The organism is Qipengyuania oceanensis (assembly GCF_009827535.1).
GTDB lineage: Bacteria > Pseudomonadota > Alphaproteobacteria > Sphingomonadales > Sphingomonadaceae > Qipengyuania_C > Qipengyuania_C oceanensis.
In genome coordinates this window covers 1,033,431-1,059,504 of sequence record NZ_WTYN01000001.1, presented here as the reverse complement: position 1 = coordinate 1,059,504, position 26,074 = coordinate 1,033,431, and the positions used below count along the sequence as shown (strand labels likewise).

Below are 26,074 nucleotides of genomic sequence, written 5' to 3'. Positions count from 1 at the left end.
TTTCGCGACCGCAATCGCTACATCGGCGCGCATGACAGAATATCAGGTAATCGACAGCGACCAGACCGTCTATCGTGACGGGACCATCAAGCTCCACGGGCCTGAGGGCTTCGAAGGAATGCGCAAGGCCGGACGGCTGGCGGCGCAGATCCTCGACGAGCTGACCACGATGGTCGAACCCGGCGTCACCACCGGTGCGCTCGACGACAAGGTGCGCGAAATGACTCTCGATGGCGGCGCGGTGCCGGCGACCATGGGCTATCGCGGGTACGAGCACAGCTGCTGCATCTCGATCAACCATGTCGTGTGCCACGGCATTCCGTCGGACAAGGCGCTGAAGGACGGCGACATCGTCAACATCGACGTGACCCCGCTGCTCGACGGCTGGCACGGCGACACGAGCCGCATGTTCCTCGTCGGCGACGTGCCGTTGAAGGCGCGGCGCCTGGTCGACGTGACCTACGAATGTCTTATGCTGGGGATCGAGGCAGCCTCGCAGCCCGGCGCGCGGCTGGGCGACATCGGCGCTGCGATCGAGGCGCATGCGCGCCAGTTCCGCTATGGCGTGGTGCGCGATTTCTGCGGCCACGGCCTCGGCCGGCTGTTCCATGATGCGCCCGAGGTCGTCCACGCGGCAAAGGCGGGGACGGGGCCGGAGCTGAAGCCCGGCATGTTCTTCACCATCGAACCGATGATCAACCTCGGCCGCCCGCACGTGAAGCTGCTCAACGACTGCTGGACTGCGGTGACCCGCGACAAGTCCCTCTCGGCACAGTTCGAGCACTCGATCGGCCTGACCGAGACCGGCGCCGAAATCTTTACCGAAAGTCCCAAGGGCCTGCACAAACCGCCGTATTGAGCGGGACGGCTTATGTCCGCTTGCGGGTGGAAAGCGGACGTCTAGCGCATTGAATTGATCGCTAGCCCGGCTCAAATGTATGACCAGCAAGATCTGCGGACTCTCCCGCTTTCAAGCGTTCACGCAAGGCTTGGCGATCTTGCTGCTTCGTCCTGTGAAAGACTGCCAAAGATTTGAGCGCAGTATTGACGGCTGGGTAAGTCTTACCCCCAACACGACAAGGTATGCGTGGCCCAGGCATTGCTTTTAGTTCCTTCTGAGAACATTGACTAAATGGGAAGATGCAAGGGGGTCATCTGTTGGTCAAGTTACTCTATTGCTGGCGCTGCAAGCTCGAAGTCCCTGTCGTCGGACAGCAAGAGTGGGCACAGATTATCGCATGTGGGCCAAGCCATGATGAGATGTTGCGCAAATATAATGAAATCACCGATTTCGACGAGACAAACTTCAATGCCGTGCTTCACCACCGGCTGATCGATTTTGGTCCACCCTGCAAAAGTTGCGGTAAGCCGTTGCGAACTGCTCAAGCCGCCTTTTGTGCTGCTTGCGGCACATACCGATAGATGCTCGGATTTTTCACTACCGGTATGCCTGCAATTGGGTTGTTACCGGACATTGCCTAACCTTCCCGCGCCGCCCTGATCGCCGCTCCGGCCGCAAAGGGTGTCAGCGCCACCAGCACCAGGCTGATCGCGCCGCATAGCGCCACTCCCGAGACATCCCCGCGCGCGAGGCTCCCCGCGCCGAAAATCAACAGCGGCACAGCGAGCGGGATCAGCAGCAGTCCGGCGAGCGCGGCTCCTCCCCGCAGGCTGGCGGTCAGCGCTGCGATCGTCAGCCCGATCGCCGCCAGCCCCGGCGTTCCGGCCAGCAAGCCGAGCAGCAACAGACGCAAGGTGTCGCCGGAGAGGTTGAGGAGCGCTGCTGCGGGCAGGGTCGCGAGCAACAGGAGCGGGCCGAAGCTGAGCCAGTGTGCCAGCAGGCGCGCTGCCATCGCCGCTTCCTCCGACACGCCGCGGATCGCGAGCTGGTCGAAGGTGCCGAGTTCGAGGTCCGGCGCGACCAGCCGGTCGAGCGGCAATATGCTCGCAAGCAGCGCGGCGACCCAGATCACTCCGCCTCCGGTCCGCGCCAGGAGAGGCGCATCGGGCCCGACCGCGAAGGGATAGAGCATCGCCACCGCGAGGAAGAACAGGAGCGGGAGCATCGCCCCGCCGCGGGTTCCCCCGAGCAGCAGTTGGCGCAGGTCGCGCCTGAGCAGCGGCCAGAGCGCGCTCACGGCCGGAAATCCTCGATCCGGATGGTTTCGTCGCCCGGCATGGCAATCGGCTGGTGCGAGGCGACCAGCGCCACCCCGCCGCCTGAGCAATGCTGGCGCAGCAACTCCTCTACCAGCGCAGCACCGTCCGTATCGAGGCCGTTCAGCGGCTCGTCGAGCAACCAGATCGGCGCATCCTGCGCCAGAAGGCGGGCAAGCGCCGCGCGCTTCTTCTGGCCGGTGGAGAGATAGCGCACCGGCACGTCGAGCAGCTCGGCAAGGCCCAGCCGCTCGCTCGCAGCTTCCCGTGCCCCGTCGATACCCGCCCAGAAATCGAGCGCGCGGCCGAGCGGCAGCTCCGGGTCGAGAGCGGGGCGTTCGTCCACCAGCCCGACGGCGCCTTCGCGGCGCAAGCCGCCTCGCATGGGTCGTAGCAGTCCGGCGACGATCCGCAGCAGGCTCGTCTTGCCGGTGCCGTTCGGCCCGGCGACACGAAGGGCTTCGCCGGCATCGAGCGCGAAGGACAGCCCTGCGAACAGCACGCGGTCGCCCCTGCGGCACGCGAGATCGGTGACGGAAAGCGAGGCCCCTTGCATGGGCAAGGGCGATAAGCGGGGATGGCGGCACTGCCAAGGCGCGATTGGCCTTGCCGCCCGGGTCCTGGCCGTGCAGGTTCCTCTGCGGTCGCGTGGGAAGGGGGCTCCCGATGCGAAAATCAGGCAATCAATTACTGCGCGTGCTCGGGCTGGTGTTCGGCGTGGCCGCTGTCGTGGGCAGCGTCATCGGCCAGGGTATCTTGCGCACGCCGGGCATAGTCGCCGAGGCGACGGGATCGGCGTCGGTGATCATCGCGATATGGGTCACGGGCGCGCTGATCGCGATCGTCTCCGCCTCGGCATTCGCCGAACTGGGCGCCGCAATACCGCGTGCGGGCGGCGTGTACGCGTTCATCTATCGTGCGTTCGGCGAACGGCTGGCGGTGCTGGCGGCCTTCACGCTCCTGCTGACCTTCATCGCGACGATCTCGATCCTTGCACTGGTGACGGGCGAGTTCATGTTGCGGCTCGGCATCGGCGGCGGTGCCTGGTCCGAGGTCGAGCTGGGGGTGGGCGTAATCGCCCTGTTCGCGCTGCTCAATGCGCTGGGAACGCGAACGACCGGCGGCACGCAGATCCTGTTTTCCGCGCTGAAGGGCGCGATGCTCGTGGGGCTTATCGTGGCGCTGTTTTCCGGCCCGCCGATCGAAACGGTCGCCGAGCCGCAAGCCGAGCTTCTGCGCGCCGGCTGGTTGCCGCTCGGTACCGCATTGCTGGTCGTTATCGGAACCTACAACGGATGGTGGGATGTCGTCTTCTACGGGGAAGAGATCGAGAATCCGGGTAAGCAGATACCGCGCGCGGTCTTCGGCGGTATCATCGGCGTTGCAGTGATCTACCTGCTGGTGAACCTGGCGATGCTCCATGTGATGACGCCGGACACGATGGCAGGGTCCAATCTCGTGGCGGCAGATGCTGCCGGGATAGTTTTCGGGGAGCGGGCGGATTACCTGCTGACGCTGTTTGGCGTGCTCTCTGTCGGGGCGATCGGCAACCTCTCGACGATGACGAGCAGCCGTCTGGTCTATGCGCTGGCGCGGGCGCAGGTCCTGCCGGAACTGCTGGCGCACGTCGACAAGCGGGGCACCCCGATGCCCGCGATGCTGTTCACAGTTATCGCCGCGGCGCTCATCATTCTCGCCGGGGGGTACAATCAACTCCTGTCGATGGGTGTATCCATCAACCAGGGCGTAACCGTGCTCGCTATCCTCGCGGTGATCGGCCTGCGCCGCGCGGAACCCGATCTCGAGCGTCCCTTCCGGACGCCGTGGTACCCGTGGACGATCGTTCTCGCTGCGGCGCTGAACACGGTGCTGATGGTGATCTTCATCGTGCAGGATCCGTTCTACGGATTTTCGGGCTTCGTGGTGGTCGGCTCGGCCTGGGTGCTCTATGTCTTCGTGCTCAAGCGCCGGGCCTTGCTCGAGCCAACGGAGGAAGATAGCCGATGGCGATTGCCGAACTGACACAGGCCCAACGCGACCAGCTGCTCGCCGACCACCCGGGGTGGGGTCTCGCGCGCGACGGCAAGGCGATCGAGCGCAAGCTGGAATTCGCCGATTTCAACGAGGCGTTCGGCTTCATGACCCGCGTGGCGCTGCTGGCCGACAAGGCCGACCACCATCCCGAATGGTTCAACGTCTACAACCGGGTCGAACTCACGCTGACCACGCATGACGCGGGCGGCTTGTCGCAGCGCGATGCGGATATGGCTTCCGCGATCGACGCGCTGCTCTGACCCCTGCCGCCGTCAGTTGCCCATTGAGGCGCCGGCGGCCTTCATCTCCTTGCGGACGCGGTTCGGGAACCAGCGCGCCGCGCGGCGCACCCGCTTCGCCATCTTGCCGACGGTATAATGCACGTCGTTGCCATGAACCGCGTTCCAGACGACTTCGGGCACGACCTCGACCGGGTTCACTTCCATGCCCGCTTCGAGCAACTGCTGCTTGCCGCTCATGTTCGACTGGTCGGACGTGACCGAATCGAGGATCGGGGTATCGATGAAGCCGGGCATGAGCGAGGCCACCCTGATGCCGCTCTCCGCCCACTCGATATCGAGCGCCTCGGTGATCGAGCGCACGCCGAACTTCGTCGCCGAATAGACCGAAAGATTTGGCACGCCCCAGATCGCGGCAGCGCTCGCGGTATTGATGAGGGCCGAGCCGGGCGCCGTTTTCCTCAGGTGCGGGAAGGCGGCCTGCGCGCCGAAGATCACGCCCTTGAGGTTGATATCGAGGCAGCGCTCGATCTCCTCGACGGTGTTGTCGACGATCGGACCGTCGATCCCGATGCCGGCGTTGTTGAACATGACATCGATCCGCCCGCCGGTGGCAGTGGAGAAGGTGTCCAGTGCCCGGTCCCAGGCAGCACGGTCGCGCACATCAAGATCGACCATGTAGCTGAAGCCGTTGCCGATCTGGTCGAGCGTGACCTCCATGCCGAGCGCGTCGATATCGCCGATGCCGACAAACCAGCCGCGCTTGGCGAAATAGAGCGCGGTCGCGCGCCCGATGCCGGACCCGCCGCCGGTGATGAAAATTGCCTTGCGTTCGCTCATGCCTGTCTCTCCCTCGGCGGACAGGTTAGCCGCGACTGACAGCAATGTCAGCAGGCAGAATCAGCCGGGTCAGAGAGCCGGGTTGGCATAGGCGTGCCAGGTGAAGATCGCCATTGCACCGCGATGGGGGCTCCACCCTTCGGCAAGCGCGCGGGTTTCCTTTTCCGACGGACGCTCGGAGAGATCGAGGATACGCCGCAGGCCTTCCTGCACGGCCAGGTCGCCGGCCGGCCACATGTCGCCGCGCCCTTCGGCGAACAGGAGGTAGATTTCCGCCGACCAGCGGCCGATGCCCTTGATCTGGGTCAGTTCGGCAATGGCTTCCTCGTCGTCCGCCGGCAGCGCGTCGAAATCGACCGCGCCGGCCGTGACCAGTTCGCACAGGGAGCGCGCATAACCCTGTTTCTGGCGCGAGAGCCCGCATGCGCGCAAGGTGTCGAAGTCGCGGCCGAGCAGGCAGGCCGGGGTGAAGTCTTCGCCCAGTTCCGCTTCCAGCTTGTTCCACATCGATGTTGCAGCCGCGACGCTCACCTGCTGGCCGACGATCGTGCGCAGCAAGGTCTTGTAGCCCGTTTCGCGGATGCGCGGTTCGGGATAGCCGACCCGGTCGAGCGCGGCGGCCACCTTCGGCTCCTGGGCTGCTACGTGGTCGATACCCTCGTTCAGGCGCGCTTGTGAAAGGCCCATCCTGTGCCGCTCCCTCTCATATTGGCTGTCTTGCCAAATCGCCGGACACGCCTTAGCAGCCGCGCGCAAGACCTGCGAGGTCGCAGCAACACAGGAAACCCTCGATGCCCAAGCTTATCGTCACTGACCGCTACGGTACGGAATCCGCGATCGATGTCGACGACGGCCTGACCGTGATGGAAGCGATCCGCGACAATGGTTTCGACGAGCTGCTGGCGCTGTGCGGCGGCTGCTGTTCGTGCGCGACCTGCCACATCCATGTGGACCCGGCATTCAAGGACAAGCTGCCGGCGATGAGCGAGGACGAGGACGACCTGCTGGAAAGCAGCGACCACCGGACCGAGAACTCGCGCCTTTCGTGCCAGATCCCGTTCGGTGACGAGCTCGACGGTCTCAAGGTCACGATCGCGCCGGAAGACTGAGTTCTACCGCGCAAAGGCCATCTGCGTTGCCGGTGCGGTCCTCCCTGCCTAACCAGCCGCCATGACAACAACGACGCTTGACCTGATCGGCAACACCCCGCTCGTCCTGCTGCAAGGACCCAGCGCGGAGGCCGGCTGCGAAATCTACGGCAAATGCGAATTCACCAATCCCGGCGCTTCGGTGAAGGACCGCGCCGCGCTCTATATCATCCGTGACGCGGAAGCGCGCGGCGAGCTCAAGCCGGGCGGCTGCGTCGTCGAAGGTACGGCGGGAAACACCGGCATCGGCCTGGCGCTGGTCGCCAATGCGCTGGGCTATCGCACGATCATCGTGATGCCGGACAACCAGAGCCAGGAGAAGATGGCGACGCTGCGTGCGCTCGGCGCGGAGCTGGTCACCGTGCCGCCGACCAAATATTCCGACAAGAACCACTTCGTGCACGTCTCGCGGCGGCTGGCCGAGGAAACCGCCGGCGCGATCTGGGCCAACCAGTTCGACAACACAGCCAACCGCAAGGCGCATATCGAAGGCACGGCGAAGGAAATCTGGGAGCAGCTGGACGGCCGGGTCGATGGCTTCACCTGCGCTGCGGGCACCGGTGGTACGATCGCCGGCGTGGGGATGGGTCTCAAGGAATTCGACGAGAAGATCCGGATCGCGCTGACCGATCCTCATGGTGCGGCGCTTTACGATTACTACGCGCATGGCGAGCTGAAATCGGAAGGCAGTTCGGTCGCCGAGGGCATCGGACAGGGGCGGATCACCGCCAATCTCGAAGGTGCGCCGATCGATACGCAGTTCCGCATCTCCGACGAGGAAGGTCTCGCATGGGTCGCCCGCCTGCTGCAGGAAGAAGGCCTGTGCCTCGGCCTGTCGAGCGGGATCAACGTCGCGGGCGCGGTCGCGCTCGCCAAGCAGCTCAAGGCCGACGGCGTCGAGAACCCGCGCGTGGCGACGATCCTGTGCGACACCGGCTTTCGCTACCTCTCCACGCTCTACAACGCTGCGTGGCTGCGCGAAAAAGGCCTGCCGGTGTTCGACTGGCTCGAGCGGGACTGACAGCCCTCGAGCGATTGCCGGTTGCGAGCCGATTGCACGAAAATTGACAGGCGCGGCGCAGGCTCTAGCCTGCAGCGATGGCCACAGATCCCTTCGAAAATCGCGTCGACCCCTATGCGATGCAGCGTCCAGCCGAGATCGCGCCGCTTGCCGGCACGCGTGATGAATCGATGCAGCGCCTGCGGATCGGCGTCGGCGGACTGCTCGGTATGGTCATCCTGATCGGGCTTGCCACGCTCATTTACGAGCGCGCCAACCAGATCGATGCGACTGCCGTGCCCCAGGCTGCACCCACCGTCGAGCCTTCGACCGGAACGCCCAAGAACGATCCGCTGGCCGATGCCGGCATCGTGCCCGACCTTCCCGCAGAGCCGACCGCGTCGGCCCAGCAGGAGACCGCCGTGATGCCGGAGCAGGGCGATGCCGTTCCCGCGCAGTAGGGCGCTCGTGATGGCCCTGCTGGCCGCGCTTCTTGCAAGTGCACTCTGGTGGTCGGGCGGGATGTTCGGCCAGGTCGAGGACGGGCAAGTGGATGTCGTGTCCGAGGAGGCGCGCAAGCCGCAACTCGGCCTGTTCGCCACGCTGCCCATCTATTGGGGCGAAGTCGCCGACGTGAACGAGATGCTGTCCGGTGCCGCCGCAACACACTGGGTCCGCACCGCACTGGAAAGTGACTATCGGCTCGTGCCGCTCGACACGCTCGATGGCGATCGCGGCCTTGCCGAAATGGACCGGGCGATCCTCGCGCAACCGCGCGCGCTCTCGGGTGCGGAAAATGTCGAGCTCGATGCCTGGGTGCGGGACGGCGGGCGACTGCTGATGTTCGCCGATCCCTATCTTTCGGCCGAATCACGCTTCCATATCGGGGACCGGCGCAGGCCGCAGGACGTGGTGCTCATCTCGCCGATCCTCGCGCGCTGGGGCCTTGAACTGCTGTTCGACGAGGACCAGCCGGACGGCATCCGGACGGTTTCGCTGGGCGAAGCCACGATACCGGTCAGCCTTGCCGGGCATTTCGTGAAGCGCGCACCGGCCGGGGGCGAACCTTCGGACTGCGCGCTGCTTGCCGATGGCCTGGTCGCGGATTGCGCCATCGGGGCCGGGCGTGCGCTGATCGTCGCAGACGCGACGCTGATCGAGAACGGCGAGAAGGAAGGCGGACGCACCGCTGGACTGGACGTGCTGGTCGTTCGGGCTTTCGAGTCGAGTCGGGGCAAAACGGGGAAATCGCGGGAATGATCGGTGCGCTGCTTGATGACTTGGCAAATACCCGCGCAATTGCTTGGATTTGCGTGCCTTAGCCACGTGCAGGCGGAGCAAAGGTTAATAAGGAAAAGCACGGTAAATCATACATTTACCGAGTTTTCCCGTGAAATCCCGCAATTTTCCCTTCCATCCCGGAAGTTCCCGAGTTAACAAGATATTCCATCGGACAGAGTGTTCCTGCCCGGCTTCGCGAAAGCGAGCCAGGCCTCCCGTCAACATGCGCGGGCGGCGGCGGGGAAGCTGTGTCCGGCAAATGCGGCCCAAACAGGGGATGGGGCGAGGTGTCGGGAGTGTCTTTCGGAGGATATAGCGGTCAGGCCTTTTCGCCCTCGGGCGACAAGGGCCGCTTCACGCTGCCCCCGCTCTTCCGCAAGGCGGTCAAGGAATCGAGCGACGGCCGGGTCCTGTGTCTCGCCAAGCACGATCGCTGGGATTGCCTCACCGGTTTCGGCCTCTCCCGCAAGAACGAACTCGACGAGCAGCTTGACCGCGAGGAAGAGCGCGCGATCCGCATGCAGGCTGAATTCGATCGCGACCTGCGCGCCATGCACCTGTTCGGCTTCGTCGAGCTTCCCTTCGACGACAGCGGCCGCTTCGTCCTGCCCGACCACCTGCGCGATCTGGCCGGGATCGACGACGGTGGGCTGTATTTCCAGGGCGCGGGCCGGTTTTTCACGATCTGGAATCCTGCCAGGTTGCAGGCGATGGGTCCCGAATGGGCCGCCGCGCAGGCGGCCTGCGCCAGTCTCACGGCCGAGGCCGAAGCCAAGGGGAAGCGCAAGTGAACGCTCCCCACATCCCCGTTCTCCTCGACGAGGTGATCGCCGCGCTGGCCCCACGGCCCGGCGACGTCATCGTCGATGCGACATTCGGCGCGGGTGGATATACGCGCGCCCTGCTCGATGCAGGTGCGACTGTCCACGCGTTCGATAGAGACCCCGACGCAATTGCCTCGGGTCGCACGTGGCGCGAGACGGGGGAAAACCCGCCGCGCCTCATTCTCCATCCGCGCCGATTCTCCGAAATGGTTAACGCGCTCGCCGAATCGGGATTGTCCCGCGTCGACGGCGTGGTGATGGATATCGGGGTTTCTTCCATGCAGCTCGACCAGGCGGAGCGCGGTTTCGCCTTTTCGCTCGACGGCCCGCTCGACATGCGGATGAGCCAGGATGGCACCAGCGCGGCAGATTTCCTGAACTCGGCGGATGCCGATGCGATCGCCGACGTGCTCTATACCTATGGCGAGGAGCGCCAGTCCCGCCGCGTCGCGCGCGCCATCGTCGCCGCGCGGCCGCTGGAGACGACTGGCGAACTGGCTGGCATCGTGCGCCGGGCGCTGGGCCACAAGCCGCATGACAAGAAGGACCCGGCGACCCGCACCTTCCAGGCGATCCGCATCCACGTGAACGGCGAGCTCGACGAACTGCGCGAGGGGCTTTCCGGTGCCGAGCAGCTGCTGGGGGAGGGCGGCAAGCTCGCGGTGGTCAGCTTTCACAGCCTCGAGGACCGGATCGTCAAGCGCTTCCTGCGAGAGGCATCCGCCAGCACCGGCGGTTCGCGCCACTTGCCCGTGGTGGCGAACGACCCGGCGGTTTTCACGAAAGTATCGAAGGCCGTCCGAGCCACCGAGGCCGAGATCGCGCGCAACCCGCGCTCGCGCTCGGCGGTCCTGCGTCACGCGGTCCGCACCGGCGCCCCCGCACGGGAGCTTGCCGCATGATGTCGCGCGGATCCCGGCTGCGCCAGATCGGCTGGCTGTTTGCGCTGAGCATCAGCTTCGGTTGCTTCATCGCGCTCACCTTCCAAGTCAACTCGGTGAAGAGCGAGGTGCGCCTCGCCGAGCGGCAGATCGTCCAGCTCGAACGCGAGAAACTGCTGCTCGAAACCGAATTCCAGGCGCGCGCGAACCAGCAGCAGCTTGCCGACTGGAACGCGATCGAATTCGGCTACAAGGCCCCGCGCGCCGACCAGTATATTTCCGGAGTGCGCCAGCTCGCCAGCCTCGGCGCGCCGCGCGGGATGAACGCCCCCTCGCCGATCCGCGTGGCGCGTGCACCCGACGCCGCGCCTTCGCCGGAAGCGCTGGATGCAATGGTTTCGCCCATCAGCGGCCAGCGCGTCGCCCAGGCCGACCGCGTGCAATCGCCTTCGGCAAAGAAGCCGGGGCAGATGGAGATCAAGGCGTCTGCCGCCGATGATTTCGCGCGCGCCTTCGGTGAAGCCACTCCCCTCGTCGCCCGGGTCGCAGAGGTCGTCGAATGAATGCGGTAACGGTCAGCACGGCGATCTCGACCGGTCGCGTGCAGCTGGTCAGCATACGCAGGAAGTCGCTCGATACGGCGCGGCTGCGGGTGCTGTGGGTCGCGCTGCTGTTCGCCTTCGTCGCATCGCTGGCGGTGGCGCGCATCTTCTATCTCGGGCTGAGCGACAAGGCGGTCATCACCACCTCGCTCCATGACGCCCTGCTGCCGCCGCGTGGCGAGATCACCGATCGCAACGGCGTGCCGCTTGCACGCGCATTCCCCGCCTATGCACTGTGGTTCAATCCCAAGGCGCTGGGCGAGGATGGTGCGGCGCTGGTCAAGACGCCGCAGCAGGTCGCGGCAGAACTCGTCGCCATCTTCCCCGATCTCGACGAGGCCGAAATCGCCGAGCGGCTCGCCTCGGGCCGGTCGGGCTATCTGCGCCGCCGGGTACTTCCCGAAGAGGCGAACCTGGTGCAGGGCATCGGCGAAATCGCCCTCGAAATGCCGCAGGAAACGGACCGGCATTATCCGCAAGGTTCGATGGGTGCGCACGTCCTCGGCTTCGTTGCCGCCGACGGTCACGGCCGCGTAGGCATGGAAGCCGTGCTCGATGAACGGCTGCTCGATCCGGCCACGCGCGGCGATCCCATACCGCTTTCGATCGACATGCGGGTGCAGGGCGCGCTCGAGGACGAACTGCGCAAGGGCATGCTCGCGGTCAATGCGACCGGTGCTGCAGGCGTGGTGCTGGACGTCGATACCGGTGAGGTCATGGGCCTTGCAAGCCTTCCGGAATTCGATCCCAATCGGATCGACGCCGAGGGCGAGAAGCTCATGTTCAACCGGGTGACCAACCAGGTCTACGAACTCGGCTCGACCTTCAAGCCGCTGACCGTCGCCGCTGCGATCGACAGCGGCGCGCTGACCCGCATGAGCCAGACCTATTCCGGCCTGCCGATGCGTGTCGGCGGCTTCACGATCAGCGACAGCCACGTGATCGGCCAGTCGATCAACGTGCCGGACGTGCTGATTCATTCCTCCAACGTCGGCACCGCGCAGATCGTCGACCAGATGACCCCGGCGGTCATGCAGGACTACATGCGCCGACTGCACATGAACGAGCGCGCTTACATCGAACTGCCGGCGCGTGGATTCCCCATCTGGGCGAGCGGCAAGTGGCCCCGCCTGCGGGCGATGACGGTCGGCTACGGTCACGGTATCGCGGTGACCCCGCTGCACCTTGCGAGCGCGTATGCGGCAATGGTCAACGGCGGCATCTGGCGTCCGGCGACGCTGCACAAGGTCGCCGAAGGCAAGGAAGTGCGCGGGAGCCGCGTGTTCAAGGAATCGACTTCGTCGCGCATGCGCCAGTTGCTGCGGATGATTTCGCTCTACGGCACGGGCCGCAACGCCGATGCACCGGGTTTCCGGGTCGGCGGTAAGACCGGCTCGGCGGAAAAGCCGGGCGCGGGCGGCTACCGCAAGACCACGCTCGTCTCGACCTTTGCCGCAGCCTTTCCGATGGACAATCCGCGCTATGTCGTGATCGCCATGCTCGACGAGCCGCGCGGCACGGTCGCCAGTTCCTTCCAGCGCACCGCCGCCTGGAACGCGGCTCCAATCGTCGGCAAGCTGGTCCCGCGGATCGGGCCGATCCTCGGTGTGCAGCCCGATGAACACCGTGACGTCGACATTTCGGACCTCAAGCCGCTGGTCGGGGACCACAGTTGAAGTTGGCGCGCATCCTCGAGGGGGCGGGCATGACGGGCGTGGATGCAGGCGACACCAATGTCACCGGCTTCGCCATCGATCATCGCAAGGTCGCGCCGGGCACGGTGTTCGGCGCGTTCCGGGGCGCGAGCGTCAATGGCGAGGATTTCATTCCTGCTGCCGTGGAAGCGGGCGCGGTCGCCGTGGTCGCACGGCCGGAAGCCCGTGTCGAACGCGCGCTCCATATCGCAGATGCCGAGCCGCGCCGCGCCTTCGCCAATCTCGCCGCGCAATTCTTCACGCCGGTTCCCGACACCATCGTCGCCGTCACCGGGACCAACGGCAAGACCTCGACCGTCGAGATGACGCGCAAGTTGTGGCGGATGGCTGGCGAGCGGGCTGCCAGCATCGGCACGCTCGGTGTGACCACGCCCGACGGTAGCGTCTCCACCGGGCTGACCACGCCCGACATCGTCACTTTCCTGTCGAACCTGACCGGCCTCGCGCGCGAAGGCGTTACCCATGTCGCGTACGAGGCATCGAGCCACGGCCTGTCGCAATACCGCAACGAGGGCGTGAAAGTGCGCGCCGCCGCGTTCACCAATTTCAGCCGCGACCACCTCGATTACCACGAGACGATGGAGAACTATTTCGCTGCCAAGATGCGGCTGTTCTCCGAAGTCACCGACGAGAACGCGACCGCCGTCGTGTGGACCGGCGGCGACGAGTGGACGGCAATGGCTGCAGAGCATGCGCGCACTTGCTGCGCGCGCGTGCTGACCGTGGGCGAGCAGGGCGACTTCATCCGCCTGCTCGCCCACACGCCGACGCAGCTGGGTCAGGAACTGGAAGTCGAATTCGACGGCGAGACGCGCAAGCTGCAATTGCCGCTGATCGGCGCCTACCAGGCCGCGAACGCACTGACCGCCGCAGCGCTGGTCATCGCGACCGGCGGCGACCCGCTGACGACGCTTTCGAACATCGCTCGGCTGCAGCCGGTGCGCGGGCGGCTCGAACGGGCAGCCATCGCGCAGAGCGGCGCGCCGGTCTACATCGACTACGCCCACACCCCGGATGCGCTAGAGGCCGCGATCGCAGCCTTGCGCCCGCATGTCGCCGAGCATCCCAACGCCCGGCTCATCACGGTATTCGGGGCGGGCGGGGACCGCGATGCAGGCAAGCGCGCCCCGATGGGCGCCGCCGCTGCCCGCCATTCGGACGTCATCATCGTCACCGACGACAATCCGCGCGGCGAGGATGCCGCCGCGATCCGGCGGGCCGTGATGGCCGGAGCCGAGGGGGCGAAGGGCGAGCACGCGCTGTTCGAGATCGGCGACCGGCGAGAAGCGATCCAGGCGGCTATTCGCGACGCAGGCCCACAGGACATCGTCCTAGTCGCGGGCAAGGGACACGAACAGGGACAGATCATCGGGCGCGCGGCGGACATGAAAGTCCTGCCCTTCGACGACGTGGCGGTGGCGCGCGAATGTGCTGCCGCTCAGGGAGGAAATGCATGAGCGCACTGCTCAAATGGCCGGTTACAGAGCAGGACAGCCTGCCGCTGGCGCTATGGACGTCGGACGAGATCGCACGCGTTACCGGCGGCACGGCTTCGGTTGAATTCCAGGTCGCCAATGTAGAGATGGATTCGCGCGACGTGCGTCCGGGCGACCTTTTCGTGGCGCTCAAGGGCGAGGCGATGGACGGCCACCGCTTCGTCGAAATGGCATTCGGCAAGGGCGCTGCCGGCGCACTCGTCGATCGGCCGGTCGATGGCCCGCACGTGCTGGTCGCGGACACCACCGTCGCACTGGAAGCGCTGGCCGCAGCGGCGCGCGACCGGGCGCAGGCAGTGCGGATCGCGGTCACTGGCTCGGTCGGCAAGACGGGCGTCAAGGAAGCCATCTTCGCGGCGCTCGATCGCTCTAGCCGCGGTGCGGCTCATCGCTCGGTCCGCAGCTACAACAACCATGTCGGCGTGCCGTTGAGCCTGGCGCGGATGCCCGTGCGCAGCCGCTTCGGCATTTTCGAGATGGGGATGAATCACGCAGGCGAGATCGCCGGCCTGACCGTGCAGGCGCGCCCGCATGTCGCGGTCGTCACTACCATCGCGCCCGCGCATATCGAGAACCTTGGCAGCGAGGAAGCGATCGCCGATGCCAAGGGCGAGATCTTCTCCGGCCTGGTCGAAGGCGGCACGGCCGTCATCCCCGCCGACAGCCCGCATTTCGAGCGACTGAAGCGCCATGCCGAGGCCGCCGGTGCACGGATCGTGTCCTTCGGCAAGGCCGACCACGCCGACGTGCGATTGCTCGATGCCATTCCGGTCAGCCATGGCGGGACGCTGGTGACAGCCGCGATGGCGGATGCGCGGCTGTGCTTCACTGTCGCCGAGCCGGGCGAACACTGGATTTCCAATGCCCTGTGCGTTGTCGCCGCGGTGAGCGCTGCGGGCGGTGACCTGGGTGCGGCGGGCCTGGCGCTGGCCGAGATGGGCGGTCTCAAGGGCCGCGGCGCGCGCCATCGCGTTCCTGCCCCGGGCGGCACGGCGCTGCTGATCGACGAAAGCTACAATGCCAATCCCGCGAGCATGCGCGCGACCCTGCGCCAGCTTGGCCAGACGCCTGCCACGCGCCGGGTCGCGGTGCTCGGCAGCATGAAGGAACTGGGCGATTTCGCCGCCGGGTTCCATGCCCAGTTGGCAGAGCCGATCCACGATGCGAAGGTCGATTTCGCAATCCTGGTCGGCGAGGAGATGCGGGCGCTCGCGCGCGAGTTGGGGAAACCCTCGGCCCATCCGCTTGGCAACCCCCTGAGCTTCGCGCATTGCGATGATCCGGCTTCGGCTATCGAGGCGCTGGAGGACTTCGGCCTGACCGCGGGAGACGCGGTGCTGGTCAAGGGCTCCAACTCGGTCGGGCTGGGCAAGGTTGTCGCCCATTTCGCGCAGGCTGCGGATCGCGGGGCGGGCTAGGAATACGAGATGCTATATCTGATTGCCGAGTGGCTGGGTTTCGAAGGCGTATTGAACCTCATACGCTACCAGACCTTCCGCGTCGGCGCGACGCTGATCACGGCGCTCGTCATCGGGCTGCTGATCGGTCCGCGATTCATCAACATGCTGCGCGTGCGCCAGGGCAAGGGCCAGCCGATCCGCGAGGACGGGCCGCAAACGCATCTCGCCAAGCGCGGCACGCCGACCATGGGCGGGCTGATGATCCTCGTCTCGCTGACGATTTCGCTGCTGCTGTGGATGGACGTCACCAACCCGTTCATGTGGGCCTGCCTCGCGGTGACGGGCGGGTTCGGGCTGATCGGCTTCCTCGATGATTACGACAAGGTTTCCAAGGCGAGCCACAAGGGAGTGTCGGGCAAGGTCCGCCTGCTGATGGAATTCGTGGTGGCGGGCATCGCTTCCTGGATCATCGTCGGGCAGGTCAGCACCTTCCTCTACGTGCCGTTCTTCAACTTCCTCGGGGTCGAACTCGGCTGGTTCTATTACGTCTTCGCCGCCTTCGTGATCGTCGGGGCGGGCAATGCGGTGAACCTGACCGACGGGCTCGACGGGCTTGCCACCATGCCGGTGATCATCGCGGCGGGCACCTTCGCGCTGATCGCGTATCTCGTCGGCCGCGTCGACTACTCCGAATATCTCGGCATCCCCTACGTCGAGGGTGCGGGCGAGTTGGCCGTCTTCGGCGGCGCGATCATGGGGGCGGGGCTTGCCTTCCTGTGGTTCAACGCGCCGCCGGCCGCGGTCTTCATGGGCGATACCGGATCGCTGGCACTGGGCGGGGCGCTCGGCGCGATCGCGGTGGCAAGCCATCACGAGATCGTGCTCGCCATCGTCGGCGGGCTGTTCGTGCTCGAGGCGCTGTCGGTCATCATCCAGGTCTTCTGGTTCAAGCGGACCGGCAGGCGCGTGTTTCGCATGGCGCCGATCCACCACCATTTCGAACAGCTCGGCTGGAGCGAGAGCACGGTCGTGATCCGGTTCTGGATCATCTCGATCGTGCTGGCGATCGCCGGGCTCGCGACGCTGAAGCTGCGGTGATTACCTCGCCCGCCTTTGCCGGGAAGCGCTATGCCGTGCTGGGCCTAGCCCGTTCGGGGCTGGCGACGGTCAATGCGCTGCTGGCGAGCGAGGCCGAGGTCACGGCGTGGGACCGGCAGGATAATGCGCGGGACAAGGTTGCGGGCCGGGTAGAGCTGGCCGACCCGCTGGAGACGGACCTTACCGGCTATGCGGGCGTGGTCGTGTCGCCGGGAGTGCCGCTCAACACCCATCCGATCAGCGCCCATGCCGCGAACTATGGCGTGCCGGTGATCGGCGATATCGAATTGTTCGCGCAGGCCCGCGCGAGCCTGCCTCCGCACAAGGTCGTCGGCATTACCGGGACCAATGGCAAGTCGACCACGACCGCACTGGTGCATCACATCCTGAAAGAAGCCGGCGTGCCGACGCTGATGGGCGGCAATATCGGCATCCCGATCATGGAGCAGGAGCCGCTGCCTGAAGGTGGCGTCTACGTCCTCGAGCTGTCGAGCTACCAGATCGACCTGACGCAGAGCCTCGATTGCGATGTCGCGGTGCTGCTCAACATCACGCCAGATCATCTCGATCGCTACGACGGCAGCTTCGAGAAATATGCGGCGAGCAAGGCGCGGCTTTTCGCAATGCAGTCGGCAGGGCACAATTCCATCGCGCGCTTCACCGACGCTCGCTCGCTTGGCCGCTTTGCCGAAGGTTTGATCGCCAGCGTCCTTGAAGATGTACTGCGTCATCGCGGCGTCGATGCAGGCGAACAGGACGAGTGGCCCTCCCTTCAAGGACCGCACAATCTGGAAAACGCGGCAGCGGCGATCGAGGTTTGCGACATCCTGGGTGTCACGCTGGAGAAAATCCGCGAGAGCCTCCGAACCTTCACCGGCCTGCCGCACCGCATGGAGCTGGTCGCCGATCACGGCGGTGTGCTCTTCATCAACGATAGCAAGGCGACCAACCAGGCTTCCGCCGCGCCGGCTCTCGCCGCCTATCCGCCCGATCCCGGCATCAACGGCGGGGGCGCGCGCATCCACTGGATCCTCGGAGGACTTCCCAAGGAGCCGGGCCTGCAGGAGTGCGAAGCGCATCTCGGCAATGTGGCGGCGGCATATACCATCGGCGATGCCGGACCCGCCTTCGCCGACGAGCTCGAGGGCAAGGGCACCAGGGTCAGCCGATCCGAAATGCTGTGCGAGGCGGTCAAGCAGGCGATGGACGCTGCCCGGCCCGGCGAAGTCGTGCTGCTGTCGCCCGCCTGTGCCAGCTTCGACCAGTTCAAGGATTACGAGGCGCGCGGCGACCAGTTCCGCTCGATCGTCAGGGCGTTGACCAGCGGCGAATACGAAACGGGCGACGCGATCTGCTGCGAGGTGGGCGCATGAGCCTGCAGCAGCCCTATCTCCCGCGTTCCGGCGAGCGCGCCCCGCGTATCGAGACCTATCGCGGCTCGCGCAAGGCCGAAGTCAAGATCTGGTGGCGCGAGATCGATCGTGTGCTGCTCGGTCTGATCCTGACGCTGATGGCGATCGGCACGGTGGCGGTCGCCGCCGCCTCGCCCGCCAGTGCCGACCGGCTCTCGACTGCCGCCAAGCGGCTTCCCGATCTCTATTTCTACTGGCAGCATATCGCCTGGCAGGTGATGGCGATCGCCGCGATGATCGGCGCATCCATGCTCAGCCGCGAGAACGCGCGTCGCCTCGGCATCGTGCTGGCAGTCGCCATGTTCTGCGCGCTGCTGCTGGTCCCGGTGCTCGGCAGCGAGGTCAACGGATCGCGGCGCTGGATCAATCTCGGCATCCGGTTCCAGCCGTCCGAGTTCCTTAAGCCCGGTTTCGCGATCTTCCTCGCCTGGGTCATATCGTGGAAGAACCGCGATCCGAACATCCCCGTGCTCGGCCTGGCGACGGCCTGCATGGGCCTCGTCGCGGCGCTGCTGATGCTGCAGCCGAACCTTGGCGACACCATCCTGTTCGGCGGCGTGTGGTTCGTGCTGGTGCTTCTCGCGGGCGTGCCGGTGAAGCGGCTGGCGGCGCTGATCGGCGGAACCTTCGCGCTGCTGACGGTTACCTATTTCATCTACGACAACGCGCGCCATCGTATCGACGACTTCCTGTTCGGCGGCACGGCCTTCGACCAGGTCGACCTTGCCAGCCGCACGCTGCTGGCCGGCGGCTGGACCGGGAGCGGCATGTGGCTGGGCATTCGCAAGATGAACCTGCCCGAAGCGCATACCGACTACATCTTCTCGGTCATCGGCGAGGAATTCGGCCTGCTGGTCTGCGCGCTGGTGGTGCTGCTCTATCTCGCCATCCTGATGCGCGTGCTGATCCGGCTGGTGGACGAGGAAGACCTGTTCACCCTTCTCGCGGCGGCGGGCCTTGCGACGCAGATCGGTGGCCAGGCCTTCATCAACATCCTCGTCAACCTGCAGCTGTTCCCGTCCAAGGGCATGACGCTGCCGCTGGTAAGCTACGGCGGATCCTCGACGATCGCGGTCTGCCTCGCGGTGGGGCTGCTGCTGGCGCTGACCCGGCGCAATCCCTTCCTGCGGCGCGAGACGCCGGGCCTCGTCGCCCTGCTCGAAGCGAAGGTGGCGCGGAAATGAGCGGCGCGACGCGGCACTACGTTCTCGCGGCGGGCGGAACGGGCGGGCACCTCATCCCGGCCTTCGCGCTGGCAACCGAACTCGATCGGCGCGGTCATCACGTTGCGCTCATCACCGACGAACGCGGCGCGAAGATCCCCGGCAAACCCGATTTCATGCCCGCGCATGTTCTTCCCGCCGGCCGGATCACCAGGAACCCGCTGAGCTGGTTCAAAGGGGCCGCTGCGATCATGGAGGGGCGGCGCATGGCGCTGCGCCTGTTCGACAGTTTCCAGCCGAGCGCCGTCGTCGGCTTCGGCGGCTATCCTGCCTTTCCCGCGCTGCTCGCTTCGACCGGGGCGGGGATCGGCAGCGTGGTTCACGAACAGAACGCCGTTCTCGGGCGCGTCAACCGGATGCTGGCGGGGCAGGTGGATGCGATCGCGACCGCCTATCCCGATATCGACCGGCTGAAGGCCAAGCACCGCGACAAGGTCCATCTCGTCGGCAATCCGGTTCGCGCCGAGGTCCTCGCGCTGCGCGACGAGCCGTTCCCGCCGTTCACCGAGGACGGCTTGCTGCGGGTGCTGGTCACGGGCGGCAGCCAGGGCGCGAGCGTTCTCAGCCTCGTCGTGCCGGACGGCCTTTCCATGCTCCAGCCGGCGCTGCGCCAGCGACTGCAGGTCACCCAGCAGTGCCGCCCGGAAGACCTCGAGGCGGTGCGCGAACGCTATCGCACGCATGACATTCCCGCCGAACTCGGCACCTATTTCGAGGACATGGCCGCGCGGCTCGCCCACGCCCACCTATTCATCGGGCGCGCCGGCGCTTCTTCGATCGCCGAGCTGACCGCCGTCGGGCGTCCCGCAATCCTCGTCCCGCTGCCGATCGCGACAGACGATCACCAAGCGGCCAACACGCGCGAGATGACCAGGGCGGGCGGCGCGCGGGCCATCCGGCAGGAAGCCTTCACGCCAAAGGAACTCGCCAAGCAGATCCAGGCCATCGCGCAGGATCCCGGCACGCTCGCCAATGCAGCCCATGCCGCGTGGAACTGCGGGCGGCCCAAGGCGGTCGAGGAACTGGCCGACCTCGTCGAGAGCTTCGGCGGCAGCGAACTGATGGACGTGATCCGGCTGGCGGACGAGCCGGTCGGCGAGCGCGAGGAACGATACGCGGGGGACGCGGCATGAAAGGCGTGGGGACCGACATCGGGACCATTCACTTCGTCGGCATCGGCGGGATCGGCATGTCCGGCATCGCCGAGGTGATGAACAACCTCGGCTACACGGTTCAGGGCTCCGACCTCAACGAGGGCCCTAGCGTCGAGCGGCTGCGGTCGCAGGGCATCTCGGTCATGATCGGGCACGAGAAGGATAACGTCGAGGGCGCAGCCGTCGTCGTGACTTCCACCGCGGTCAAGCGGACCAATCCCGAAGTCGCCTATGCACTCGAAAACCGCATCCCGGTGGTGCGCCGCGCGGAAATGCTCGCCGAACTGATGCGGCTGAAGAACACCGTCGCCGTGGCCGGAACCCACGGCAAGACGACGACGACCAGCATGATCGCGGCGCTGCTCGATGCAGGCCATGTCGATCCGACCGTCATCAACGGCGGCATCATCGAGCAATACGGCTCGAACGCGCGGCTCGGGGACAGCGACTGGATGGTGGTCGAGGCGGACGAGAGCGACGGCAGCTTCCTGCGCCTCGACGGGACGATCGCGGTCGTCACCAATATCGATCCCGAACACCTCGATCATTACGGCGACTTCGACGGGGTGAAGAGCGCCTTCGTCGAGTTCATCCACAACGTCCCGTTCTATGGCGCGGCGGTGCTGTGCATCGACCATCCCGAAGTGCAGGCGGTGATCGGCAAGGTCCGCGACCGGCGCGTCGTCACCTACGGCTTCAACCTGCAGGCCGACATCTGCGGCGTGAACGTGCGGCCCGAAGCGGGCGGCAACGCCTTCGACGTGATCGTGCGCCAGCGCGGCGAGGAAGACCGCCGGATCGAGAACGTCAGGCTGCCGATGCCGGGGCGCCACAACGTCCAGAACGCGCTCGCCGCGATTGCCGTGGCGATCGAGATGGGCTGTTCGAACGAGGTCATCTGCAGCGGCTTCGGCGAATTCGGCGGCGTGCGACGGCGCTTCACCAGGGTCGGCACCGCCATGGGTGCGACGGTGATCGACGATTACGCGCACCACCCGGTCGAGATCCGCGCTGTGCTGAGCGCGGCGCGCGAAGCTGCCTCGGCAACCGAAGGCCGGGTCATCGCGGTCGTCCAGCCGCACCGCTACACCCGCCTGCGCGACCTGATGGACGAGTTCCAGAGCTGCTTCAACGAGGCCGACCAGGTCTATGTGACGCCGGTCTACGCAGCGGGCGAGGATCCGATCGAGGGCGTGGATGCGGACACGCTGGTCGCCGGTCTCAAGTCGCGCGGTCACCGTGCGGCGAGCAAGGTCGCCGGGCCCGAGGAACTGGCGCAGCAACTGGCCGGGAGCCTGCACGACGGCGACTACGTGGTCTGCCTCGGCGCTGGCGACATCACCAAATGGGCTGCGGGCCTGCCCAAGGCCATCGAACAGGCTGCCGGGGCCGCATGAGCATGGAGCAGCCCGACGACGTGTGGAACTGGGACGACGGCATGGCCCCCGACTGCGAGGTCGAGGAGGCGTGGGCCGCCGATATCCCGAGCGCGGGCATTCGCGGGACGATCACGCCCAATGCACCGCTCGCCAAGCTCGTCTGGTTCAAGGCTGGCGGTAAGGCGGACTGGCTGTTCGAACCTGCGGACCTCGACGATCTCAGAACCTTCCTCAACCAGCTCTCGCCCGACGTTCCGGTCATGGCGCTGGGGCTCGGTTCGAACATGATCGTGCGCGACGGCGGCGTGCCGGGCGTGGTGGTCAAGCTCGGCAAGAGCTTTGCCGACGTGACGATCGACGACGAGACGTGCGTGGTCCGATGCGGCGCTGGCGCACACGGCATCCTCGTTGCCAGCGCGGCACGCGATTGCGGCGTGGCGGGCCTAGAATTCATGCGCGGCATCCCCGGCACGGTCGGCGGTTTCGTGCGGATGAACGGCGGCGCCTATGGCCGCGAGGTCTCCGACGTGCTTATCGATTGCGACGTGATCATGCCGGGCGGCAGCCTGGTCACCCTGCCGGTCGAAGACTTGCGCTATTCCTACCGCCATTCGGCGCTGCCTGCGGGCGCGGTGGTCGTCTCGGCGCGGTTCCAGGGCGAACCGGGCGATCCGGCGGAAATCGGCCGCGAGATGGATCGCATCGCGCAGGCGCGCGAGGAATCGCAGCCCCTGCGATCCAAGACCGGCGGCTCGACATTCAAGAATCCCGAGGGCCACAAGGCCTGGAAGCTGATCGACGAGGCCGGGTGTCGGGGTCTCGCCGTGGGCGGTGCGCAGGTGAGCGAGAAACACACCAATTTCCTGATCAACACCGGCGATGCGACCAGCGCCGATATCGAGGGGCTAGGCGAGGAAGTGAAGCGCCGCGTGTACGAGAATTCCGGTATCGAGCTGCATTGGGAAATCCAGCGGGTGGGCCGGCCGTGAGCGACATCCTCGACCGCAAGCTCCACGTCGCCGTCCTCATGGGCGGCTGGGCCAACGAGCGTCCCGTCAGCCTCATGAGCGGCGAAGGCGTCGCCAAGGCGCTGGAAGAACGCGGCCATGAAGTCACCCGCATCGACATGGACCGGCAGGTCGCCGCGCGCATCGCCGAGGCCGCGCCGGACGTCGTCTTCAACGCGCTCCACGGCGTGCCGGGCGAAGACGGCACGGTGCAAGGAATGCTCGACCTGATGGGTGTGCCCTATACCCATTCGGGCCTTGCGACCTCGGTCATCGCGATCGACAAGGAACTGACCAAGCAGGCGCTCGTCCCGCATGGGGTGCCGATGCCCGGCGGCCGGATCGTGAAGAGCGCGGAGCTTTACGAACGCGACCCGATGCAGCGCCCCTATGTGCTCAAGCCGGTGAACGAAGGTTCCTCGGTCGGGGTCGCGATCGTCACGGAAGACAGCAACGTCGGCAATCCGATCATGCGCGATGCCGAAGGCCCGTGGCAGAAATTCGACCAGTTGCTCGCCGAACCCTTCATCCGCGGGCACGAGCTGACCGCGGCGGTGATCGATACGGCGGAAGGTCCGAAAGCGCTCGGCGTGACCGAGCTCATCATCGAGTCCGGCTTCTACGATTTCGAACACAAGTACACCGACGGGGTGACGACCCACGTCTATCCGGCGGAAATTCCCGAAGAGATCGAGCGCCTGTGCTGCAAATATGCACTGGAGGCGCATCGCCTGCTCGGTTGCAAGGGGACCAGCAGGACGGATTTTCGCTGGGACGACGAGCGCGGCGAGGACGGGTTGTTCGTGCTCGAGACGAACACGCAGCCGGGTATGACGCCGCTGAGCCTCGTGCCCGAGCAGGCGAAACACAATGGCATCGAATATGGCGAGCTGGTCGAAATGATCGTCGCCGCCGCATTGCGCGATCATGGGGCAGGATCCGGGGGCAAGGGCAATGGCTAAGGTAAAGCGCGGAGGGCAGACCGTTCGGCGAGCCGCCGCCGCGCGTGGGCGTTCGAATACGCGCCGCAAGGCGAAGGCGAAAACCTTCTCGATGATGGATTCGGCGATGGCATTGCTGCCCTTCACCGAGGAGCAGATGCAGCGGATATTCTTCGCCATCATCATCGGTGCCGCGGTGGCGCTCGCCTGGTTCGTCGCGAGCCTGGCAGGCGTCCCCGCGATGGCGCAGCACCAGGTCGCTTCGCTGGCATCGGATGCGGGCTTCGAAGTGCGCCGGGTCCGGGTGACCGGGGTCGAGCGCATGAACGAGCTCAAGGTATACGAGCGGGCGCTGGCCGAGCGCGACCGGCCGATGCCGCTGGTCGATCTCGAAACGCTCCGCAGCGAATTGCTGGCGCTCAGCTGGGTCAAGGACGCGCGCGTTTCGCGCCAGCTGCCCGACATGCTGGCGATCGACATCGTCGAGCGTGTGCCACACGCCGTGCTCAAGAAGCCGGGACGGATGGTGCTGATCGACCTCGAAGGCAACGAACTCGAACCGATCAAGCCGGCCGCGGCCAAGGACATGCTGGTCCTCTCCGGCCCCGGCGCTGCCAACCAGGTTCCCGATCTTGCCAAGCTGCTCGATGCCGCGCCGGCGCTCCAGCCGCAGGTGAGCGAGGCCGAGTGGGTCGGCAACCGCCGCTGGAACCTGACTTTCAAGACCGGCCAGATGCTCGCTCTCCCGCATGGCGAGGACAAGGCGGCAACCGCACTGGTCTCATTCGCCCGGCTCGACGGGACGAACAGGCTGATCGGCGGCAAGGTCGCGAGCTTCGACATGCGCGTGCCCGAACGGATCTACATGCGGGTGCCGGGGCGCGCTCAGCAGGTGATCGCCGCGAAGGAAGGAGGCAGCTGATGGCCAATCCACGCATCGCCCGCGTCTTCGGCGCGGTGAACATCGGCAGCTTCCGCGTCTCGGCCATGATCCTCGGGATGTCCGAAACGGGCGAGATGATCGTGCTCGGCTCGGGCCACCGTGCCAGCCGCGGGATCAAGCGCGGCTATGTCACCGACATTGCGGCAGCCACCTACGCCATTCGCGATGCTGTCGAGCGGGCGGAAAAGAACGCCGGAACGAGCATTTCCAGCGTCTGGATCGCCTGCGCGGGTGCCGGCCTTTCGAGCTCCATCAGCAAGGTAGAGATCGACATCGGCGGACGCCGGATCGAGCAGGAGGACATCGAGCACCTGCTGGTCGCAGCGCGCGAGACGATCCACCCGGACGGACGCATGGTGCTGCACGCACTGCCCGCGCACTACACGCTAGACGGAGCGCACGGCGTCGCCAATCCCAAGGGCCTCCACGCCGAGGCGCTGGGCGTCGATATCCACGTGATGCTGGCCGAAGGCGCACCGGTAAAGAACCTCATCGAGGCGGTCCAGAATGCCCATCTCGATGTCGAGGCGGTGGTCGCGGCCCCGCTCGCGGCGAGCTACGCCTGCCTCACCGCCGAGGAGCGGGAAATGGGTGTCGGGCTGGTCGAGATCGGCGGCGAGGTCACCAATGTCTCGGTCCACGCGGGCGGGATGCTCGCCGGCCTCAAGACGGTGCAGTTCGGCTCGAACGACATCACCGATGCGATCGCCTCCGCGCTGGGGATCCGGCGCTTCCAGGCAGAGCGACTGAAATGCGTCGCGGGATCGGCCATCGCCAGCCCGTCCGACCACCGGGAGATGATCCCGATCAACGGGCCGGGAGACGAGGGCACCGGCCCGCACGCGCGCGGCGCGGACGAGAACAATCGCATCCCGCGGGCAGAACTGGTCGCGATCGTGACCGCGCAATTGTCGCAGCTGACCGACGAGGTTGGCCGTACGCTCAAGGCGATGGGCTTCACTTCGCGCCGTGGCGGCCAGGTCGTCCTGACCGGCGGCGGAGCCGAACTCGCCGGAATCGCCGAATACGCGCAGAGCGCGCTCGGCTGCTCGGTCCGGATCGGCAAGCCGCCGGCGTTGAGGGGGCTTCCCGAAGCCCATTCCGTGCCCGGTTTCGCGACGCTGGCGGGGCTGTGTCTCTACGCCGCCGACGATCCGGTGGACATCCGCTCGATCGGTTCGGGTTACCAGCCGACCCACCGTTATTCGGGCGCCGAACTGGCCCAGCGCGTCTGGCGCGCCGTTCGAGAGTATTTCTGAGTGTCAAAACAGGCGCAATTGACGATGATGCTTGTGGATAA

At 66.2% G+C, this 26,074-nt stretch carries 26 protein-coding genes; 22 read left to right on the top strand and 4 right to left on the bottom strand.

What is annotated here, in order from left to right; genetic code table 11:
- Positions 1-31 precede the first annotated feature (31 nt).
- Positions 32-859, top strand: a complete 828-nt coding sequence (map, locus tag GRI48_RS05145; protein ID WP_160672361.1) for a type I methionyl aminopeptidase — start codon at positions 32-34, stop codon at positions 857-859.
- Between the two features lie 619 nt (positions 860-1,478).
- Here map and GRI48_RS05140 read toward each other — a convergent pair.
- Both GRI48_RS05140 and ccmA read right to left on the bottom strand, forming a co-directional pair.
- Complete coding sequence (locus GRI48_RS05140) at positions 1,479-2,138, bottom strand: heme exporter protein CcmB (protein WP_160672358.1); 660 nt, start codon at positions 2,136-2,138, stop codon at positions 1,479-1,481.
- Positions 2,135-2,713 carry a heme ABC exporter ATP-binding protein CcmA gene (ccmA, locus tag GRI48_RS05135; RefSeq protein WP_160672355.1) on the bottom strand — a complete coding sequence of 193 codons (579 nt, stop codon included), beginning with the start codon at positions 2,711-2,713 and terminating at the stop codon, positions 2,135-2,137. The genes GRI48_RS05140 and ccmA overlap by 4 nt, the downstream gene beginning before the upstream one ends.
- A 110-nt stretch (positions 2,714-2,823) precedes the next feature.
- On the opposite strand from ccmA, the gene GRI48_RS05130 reads away from it, so the two are divergent.
- Positions 2,824-4,179, top strand: a complete 1,356-nt coding sequence (locus GRI48_RS05130; RefSeq protein ID WP_160672352.1) for an APC family permease — start codon at positions 2,824-2,826, stop codon at positions 4,177-4,179.
- On the top strand, positions 4,161-4,451 hold the full coding sequence (locus GRI48_RS05125; protein WP_160672349.1) for a 4a-hydroxytetrahydrobiopterin dehydratase: 291 nt from the start codon (positions 4,161-4,163) through the stop codon (positions 4,449-4,451). The genes GRI48_RS05130 and GRI48_RS05125 overlap by 19 nt, the downstream gene beginning before the upstream one ends.
- 12 nt (positions 4,452-4,463) lie before the next feature.
- On the opposite strand, the gene GRI48_RS05120 is transcribed toward GRI48_RS05125, so the two are convergent.
- Positions 4,464-5,270 carry an SDR family oxidoreductase gene (locus tag GRI48_RS05120; protein WP_160672346.1) on the bottom strand — a complete coding sequence of 269 codons (807 nt, stop codon included), beginning with the start codon at positions 5,268-5,270 and terminating at the stop codon, positions 4,464-4,466.
- A 69-nt stretch (positions 5,271-5,339) separates the two neighbouring features.
- Positions 5,340-5,957, bottom strand: a complete 618-nt coding sequence (locus GRI48_RS05115) for a DNA-3-methyladenine glycosylase family protein (protein WP_160672343.1) — start codon at positions 5,955-5,957, stop codon at positions 5,340-5,342.
- A 104-nt stretch (positions 5,958-6,061) separates the two neighbouring features.
- Here GRI48_RS05115 and GRI48_RS05110 point away from each other — a divergent pair, with 104 nt between their 5' ends.
- The 19 genes from GRI48_RS05110 to ftsA all read left to right on the top strand — a co-directional run bounded on the left by GRI48_RS05110 (position 6,062) and on the right by ftsA (position 26,033).
- Positions 6,062-6,379, top strand: a complete 318-nt coding sequence (locus GRI48_RS05110; RefSeq protein ID WP_160672340.1) for a 2Fe-2S iron-sulfur cluster-binding protein — start codon at positions 6,062-6,064, stop codon at positions 6,377-6,379.
- Positions 6,380-6,440: 61 nt separating this feature from the next.
- Positions 6,441-7,439 carry a cysteine synthase A gene (locus tag GRI48_RS05105; protein WP_160672337.1) on the top strand — a complete coding sequence of 333 codons (999 nt, stop codon included), beginning with the start codon at positions 6,441-6,443 and terminating at the stop codon, positions 7,437-7,439.
- Between the two features lie 77 nt (positions 7,440-7,516).
- Positions 7,517-7,879 carry a hypothetical protein gene (locus GRI48_RS05100; protein ID WP_237451733.1) on the top strand — a complete coding sequence of 121 codons (363 nt, stop codon included), beginning with the start codon at positions 7,517-7,519 and terminating at the stop codon, positions 7,877-7,879.
- 10 nt (positions 7,880-7,889) lie between these two features.
- A complete protein-coding gene (locus tag GRI48_RS05095) occupies positions 7,890-8,678 on the top strand; it encodes a motility-associated ABC transporter substrate-binding family protein (RefSeq protein WP_160672334.1) in 789 nt (262 codons plus the stop codon).
- A 308-nt stretch (positions 8,679-8,986) separates the two neighbouring features.
- Positions 8,987-9,490 carry a division/cell wall cluster transcriptional repressor MraZ gene (locus tag GRI48_RS05090; RefSeq protein ID WP_337190772.1) on the top strand — a complete coding sequence of 168 codons (504 nt, stop codon included), beginning with the start codon at positions 8,987-8,989 and terminating at the stop codon, positions 9,488-9,490.
- Positions 9,487-10,425, top strand: a complete 939-nt coding sequence (gene rsmH / locus GRI48_RS05085) for a 16S rRNA (cytosine(1402)-N(4))-methyltransferase RsmH (RefSeq protein WP_337190771.1) — start codon at positions 9,487-9,489, stop codon at positions 10,423-10,425. Before GRI48_RS05090 ends, rsmH begins: the two co-directional genes overlap by 4 nt.
- The gene (locus GRI48_RS05080) at positions 10,422-10,967 is read left to right on the top strand and encodes a hypothetical protein (protein WP_160672328.1); all 546 of its coding nucleotides are present in this window, start codon (positions 10,422-10,424) and stop codon (positions 10,965-10,967) included. The genes rsmH and GRI48_RS05080 overlap by 4 nt, the downstream gene beginning before the upstream one ends.
- Positions 10,964-12,682 carry a peptidoglycan D,D-transpeptidase FtsI family protein gene (locus GRI48_RS05075; RefSeq protein WP_160672325.1) on the top strand — a complete coding sequence of 573 codons (1,719 nt, stop codon included), beginning with the start codon at positions 10,964-10,966 and terminating at the stop codon, positions 12,680-12,682. The genes GRI48_RS05080 and GRI48_RS05075 overlap by 4 nt, the downstream gene beginning before the upstream one ends.
- The gene (locus tag GRI48_RS05070; RefSeq protein WP_160672322.1) at positions 12,679-14,178 is read left to right on the top strand and encodes a UDP-N-acetylmuramoyl-L-alanyl-D-glutamate--2,6-diaminopimelate ligase; all 1,500 of its coding nucleotides are present in this window, start codon (positions 12,679-12,681) and stop codon (positions 14,176-14,178) included. The genes GRI48_RS05075 and GRI48_RS05070 overlap by 4 nt, the downstream gene beginning before the upstream one ends.
- Positions 14,175-15,635 carry a UDP-N-acetylmuramoyl-tripeptide--D-alanyl-D-alanine ligase gene (locus tag GRI48_RS05065; RefSeq protein WP_160672319.1) on the top strand — a complete coding sequence of 487 codons (1,461 nt, stop codon included), beginning with the start codon at positions 14,175-14,177 and terminating at the stop codon, positions 15,633-15,635. Before GRI48_RS05070 ends, GRI48_RS05065 begins: the two co-directional genes overlap by 4 nt.
- Before the next feature lie 9 nt (positions 15,636-15,644).
- Entirely contained in the window at positions 15,645-16,715 is a 1,071-nt protein-coding gene (gene mraY, locus GRI48_RS05060) for a phospho-N-acetylmuramoyl-pentapeptide-transferase (RefSeq protein ID WP_160672316.1), read from the top strand.
- Positions 16,712-18,088 carry a UDP-N-acetylmuramoyl-L-alanine--D-glutamate ligase gene (gene murD / locus GRI48_RS05055; RefSeq protein WP_160672313.1) on the top strand — a complete coding sequence of 459 codons (1,377 nt, stop codon included), beginning with the start codon at positions 16,712-16,714 and terminating at the stop codon, positions 18,086-18,088. Before mraY ends, murD begins: the two co-directional genes overlap by 4 nt.
- Complete coding sequence (locus tag GRI48_RS05050; RefSeq protein ID WP_160672310.1) at positions 18,085-19,311, top strand: FtsW/RodA/SpoVE family cell cycle protein; 1,227 nt, start codon at positions 18,085-18,087, stop codon at positions 19,309-19,311. The genes murD and GRI48_RS05050 overlap by 4 nt, the downstream gene beginning before the upstream one ends.
- The gene (gene murG, locus GRI48_RS05045; protein WP_160672307.1) at positions 19,308-20,483 is read left to right on the top strand and encodes an undecaprenyldiphospho-muramoylpentapeptide beta-N-acetylglucosaminyltransferase; all 1,176 of its coding nucleotides are present in this window, start codon (positions 19,308-19,310) and stop codon (positions 20,481-20,483) included. Before GRI48_RS05050 ends, murG begins: the two co-directional genes overlap by 4 nt.
- Complete coding sequence (gene murC, locus GRI48_RS05040) at positions 20,480-21,901, top strand: UDP-N-acetylmuramate--L-alanine ligase (protein ID WP_160672302.1); 1,422 nt, start codon at positions 20,480-20,482, stop codon at positions 21,899-21,901. Before murG ends, murC begins: the two co-directional genes overlap by 4 nt.
- Positions 21,898-22,872, top strand: coding sequence for a UDP-N-acetylmuramate dehydrogenase (gene murB, locus GRI48_RS05035; RefSeq protein ID WP_160672299.1), 975 nt, complete (start codon positions 21,898-21,900; stop codon positions 22,870-22,872). Before murC ends, murB begins: the two co-directional genes overlap by 4 nt.
- Positions 22,869-23,852 carry a D-alanine--D-alanine ligase gene (locus GRI48_RS05030; RefSeq protein WP_419956944.1) on the top strand — a complete coding sequence of 328 codons (984 nt, stop codon included), beginning with the start codon at positions 22,869-22,871 and terminating at the stop codon, positions 23,850-23,852. The genes murB and GRI48_RS05030 overlap by 4 nt, the downstream gene beginning before the upstream one ends.
- Positions 23,845-24,753 carry a cell division protein FtsQ/DivIB gene (locus tag GRI48_RS05025; RefSeq protein ID WP_160672296.1) on the top strand — a complete coding sequence of 303 codons (909 nt, stop codon included), beginning with the start codon at positions 23,845-23,847 and terminating at the stop codon, positions 24,751-24,753. Before GRI48_RS05030 ends, GRI48_RS05025 begins: the two co-directional genes overlap by 8 nt.
- Positions 24,753-26,033, top strand: coding sequence for a cell division protein FtsA (gene ftsA / locus GRI48_RS05020; RefSeq protein WP_160672293.1), 1,281 nt, complete (start codon positions 24,753-24,755; stop codon positions 26,031-26,033). The genes GRI48_RS05025 and ftsA overlap by 1 nt, the downstream gene beginning before the upstream one ends.
- The last annotated feature ends 41 nt before the right edge of the window (positions 26,034-26,074 follow it).

Coding starts and splice junctions, on each gene's coding strand:
- GRI48_RS05130 (WP_160672352.1), top strand. CDS start 2,824: ATGCGAAAATCAGGCAATCAATTACTGCGCGTGCTCGGGCTGGTGTTC.
- GRI48_RS05100 (WP_237451733.1), top strand. CDS start 7,517: ATGGCCACAGATCCCTTCGAAAATCGCGTCGACCCCTATGCGATGCAG.
- ftsA (WP_160672293.1), top strand. CDS start 24,753: ATGGCCAATCCACGCATCGCCCGCGTCTTCGGCGCGGTGAACATCGGC.
- GRI48_RS05075 (WP_160672325.1), top strand. CDS start 10,964: ATGAATGCGGTAACGGTCAGCACGGCGATCTCGACCGGTCGCGTGCAG.
- ccmA (WP_160672355.1), bottom strand. CDS start 2,713: ATGCAAGGGGCCTCGCTTTCCGTCACCGATCTCGCGTGCCGCAGGGGC.
- mraY (WP_160672316.1), top strand. CDS start 15,645: ATGCTATATCTGATTGCCGAGTGGCTGGGTTTCGAAGGCGTATTGAAC.
- GRI48_RS05065 (WP_160672319.1), top strand. CDS start 14,175: ATGAGCGCACTGCTCAAATGGCCGGTTACAGAGCAGGACAGCCTGCCG.
- GRI48_RS05095 (WP_160672334.1), top strand. CDS start 7,890: ATGGCCCTGCTGGCCGCGCTTCTTGCAAGTGCACTCTGGTGGTCGGGC.
- map (WP_160672361.1), top strand. CDS start 32: ATGACAGAATATCAGGTAATCGACAGCGACCAGACCGTCTATCGTGAC.
- GRI48_RS05050 (WP_160672310.1), top strand. CDS start 18,085: ATGAGCCTGCAGCAGCCCTATCTCCCGCGTTCCGGCGAGCGCGCCCCG.
- GRI48_RS05115 (WP_160672343.1), bottom strand. CDS start 5,957: ATGGGCCTTTCACAAGCGCGCCTGAACGAGGGTATCGACCACGTAGCA.
- GRI48_RS05025 (WP_160672296.1), top strand. CDS start 23,845: ATGGCTAAGGTAAAGCGCGGAGGGCAGACCGTTCGGCGAGCCGCCGCC.
- GRI48_RS05125 (WP_160672349.1), top strand. CDS start 4,161: ATGGCGATTGCCGAACTGACACAGGCCCAACGCGACCAGCTGCTCGCC.
- GRI48_RS05120 (WP_160672346.1), bottom strand. CDS start 5,270: ATGAGCGAACGCAAGGCAATTTTCATCACCGGCGGCGGGTCCGGCATC.
- GRI48_RS05110 (WP_160672340.1), top strand. CDS start 6,062: ATGCCCAAGCTTATCGTCACTGACCGCTACGGTACGGAATCCGCGATC.
- GRI48_RS05105 (WP_160672337.1), top strand. CDS start 6,441: ATGACAACAACGACGCTTGACCTGATCGGCAACACCCCGCTCGTCCTG.
- murB (WP_160672299.1), top strand. CDS start 21,898: ATGAGCATGGAGCAGCCCGACGACGTGTGGAACTGGGACGACGGCATG.
- murC (WP_160672302.1), top strand. CDS start 20,480: ATGAAAGGCGTGGGGACCGACATCGGGACCATTCACTTCGTCGGCATC.
- GRI48_RS05080 (WP_160672328.1), top strand. CDS start 10,422: ATGATGTCGCGCGGATCCCGGCTGCGCCAGATCGGCTGGCTGTTTGCG.
- murG (WP_160672307.1), top strand. CDS start 19,308: ATGAGCGGCGCGACGCGGCACTACGTTCTCGCGGCGGGCGGAACGGGC.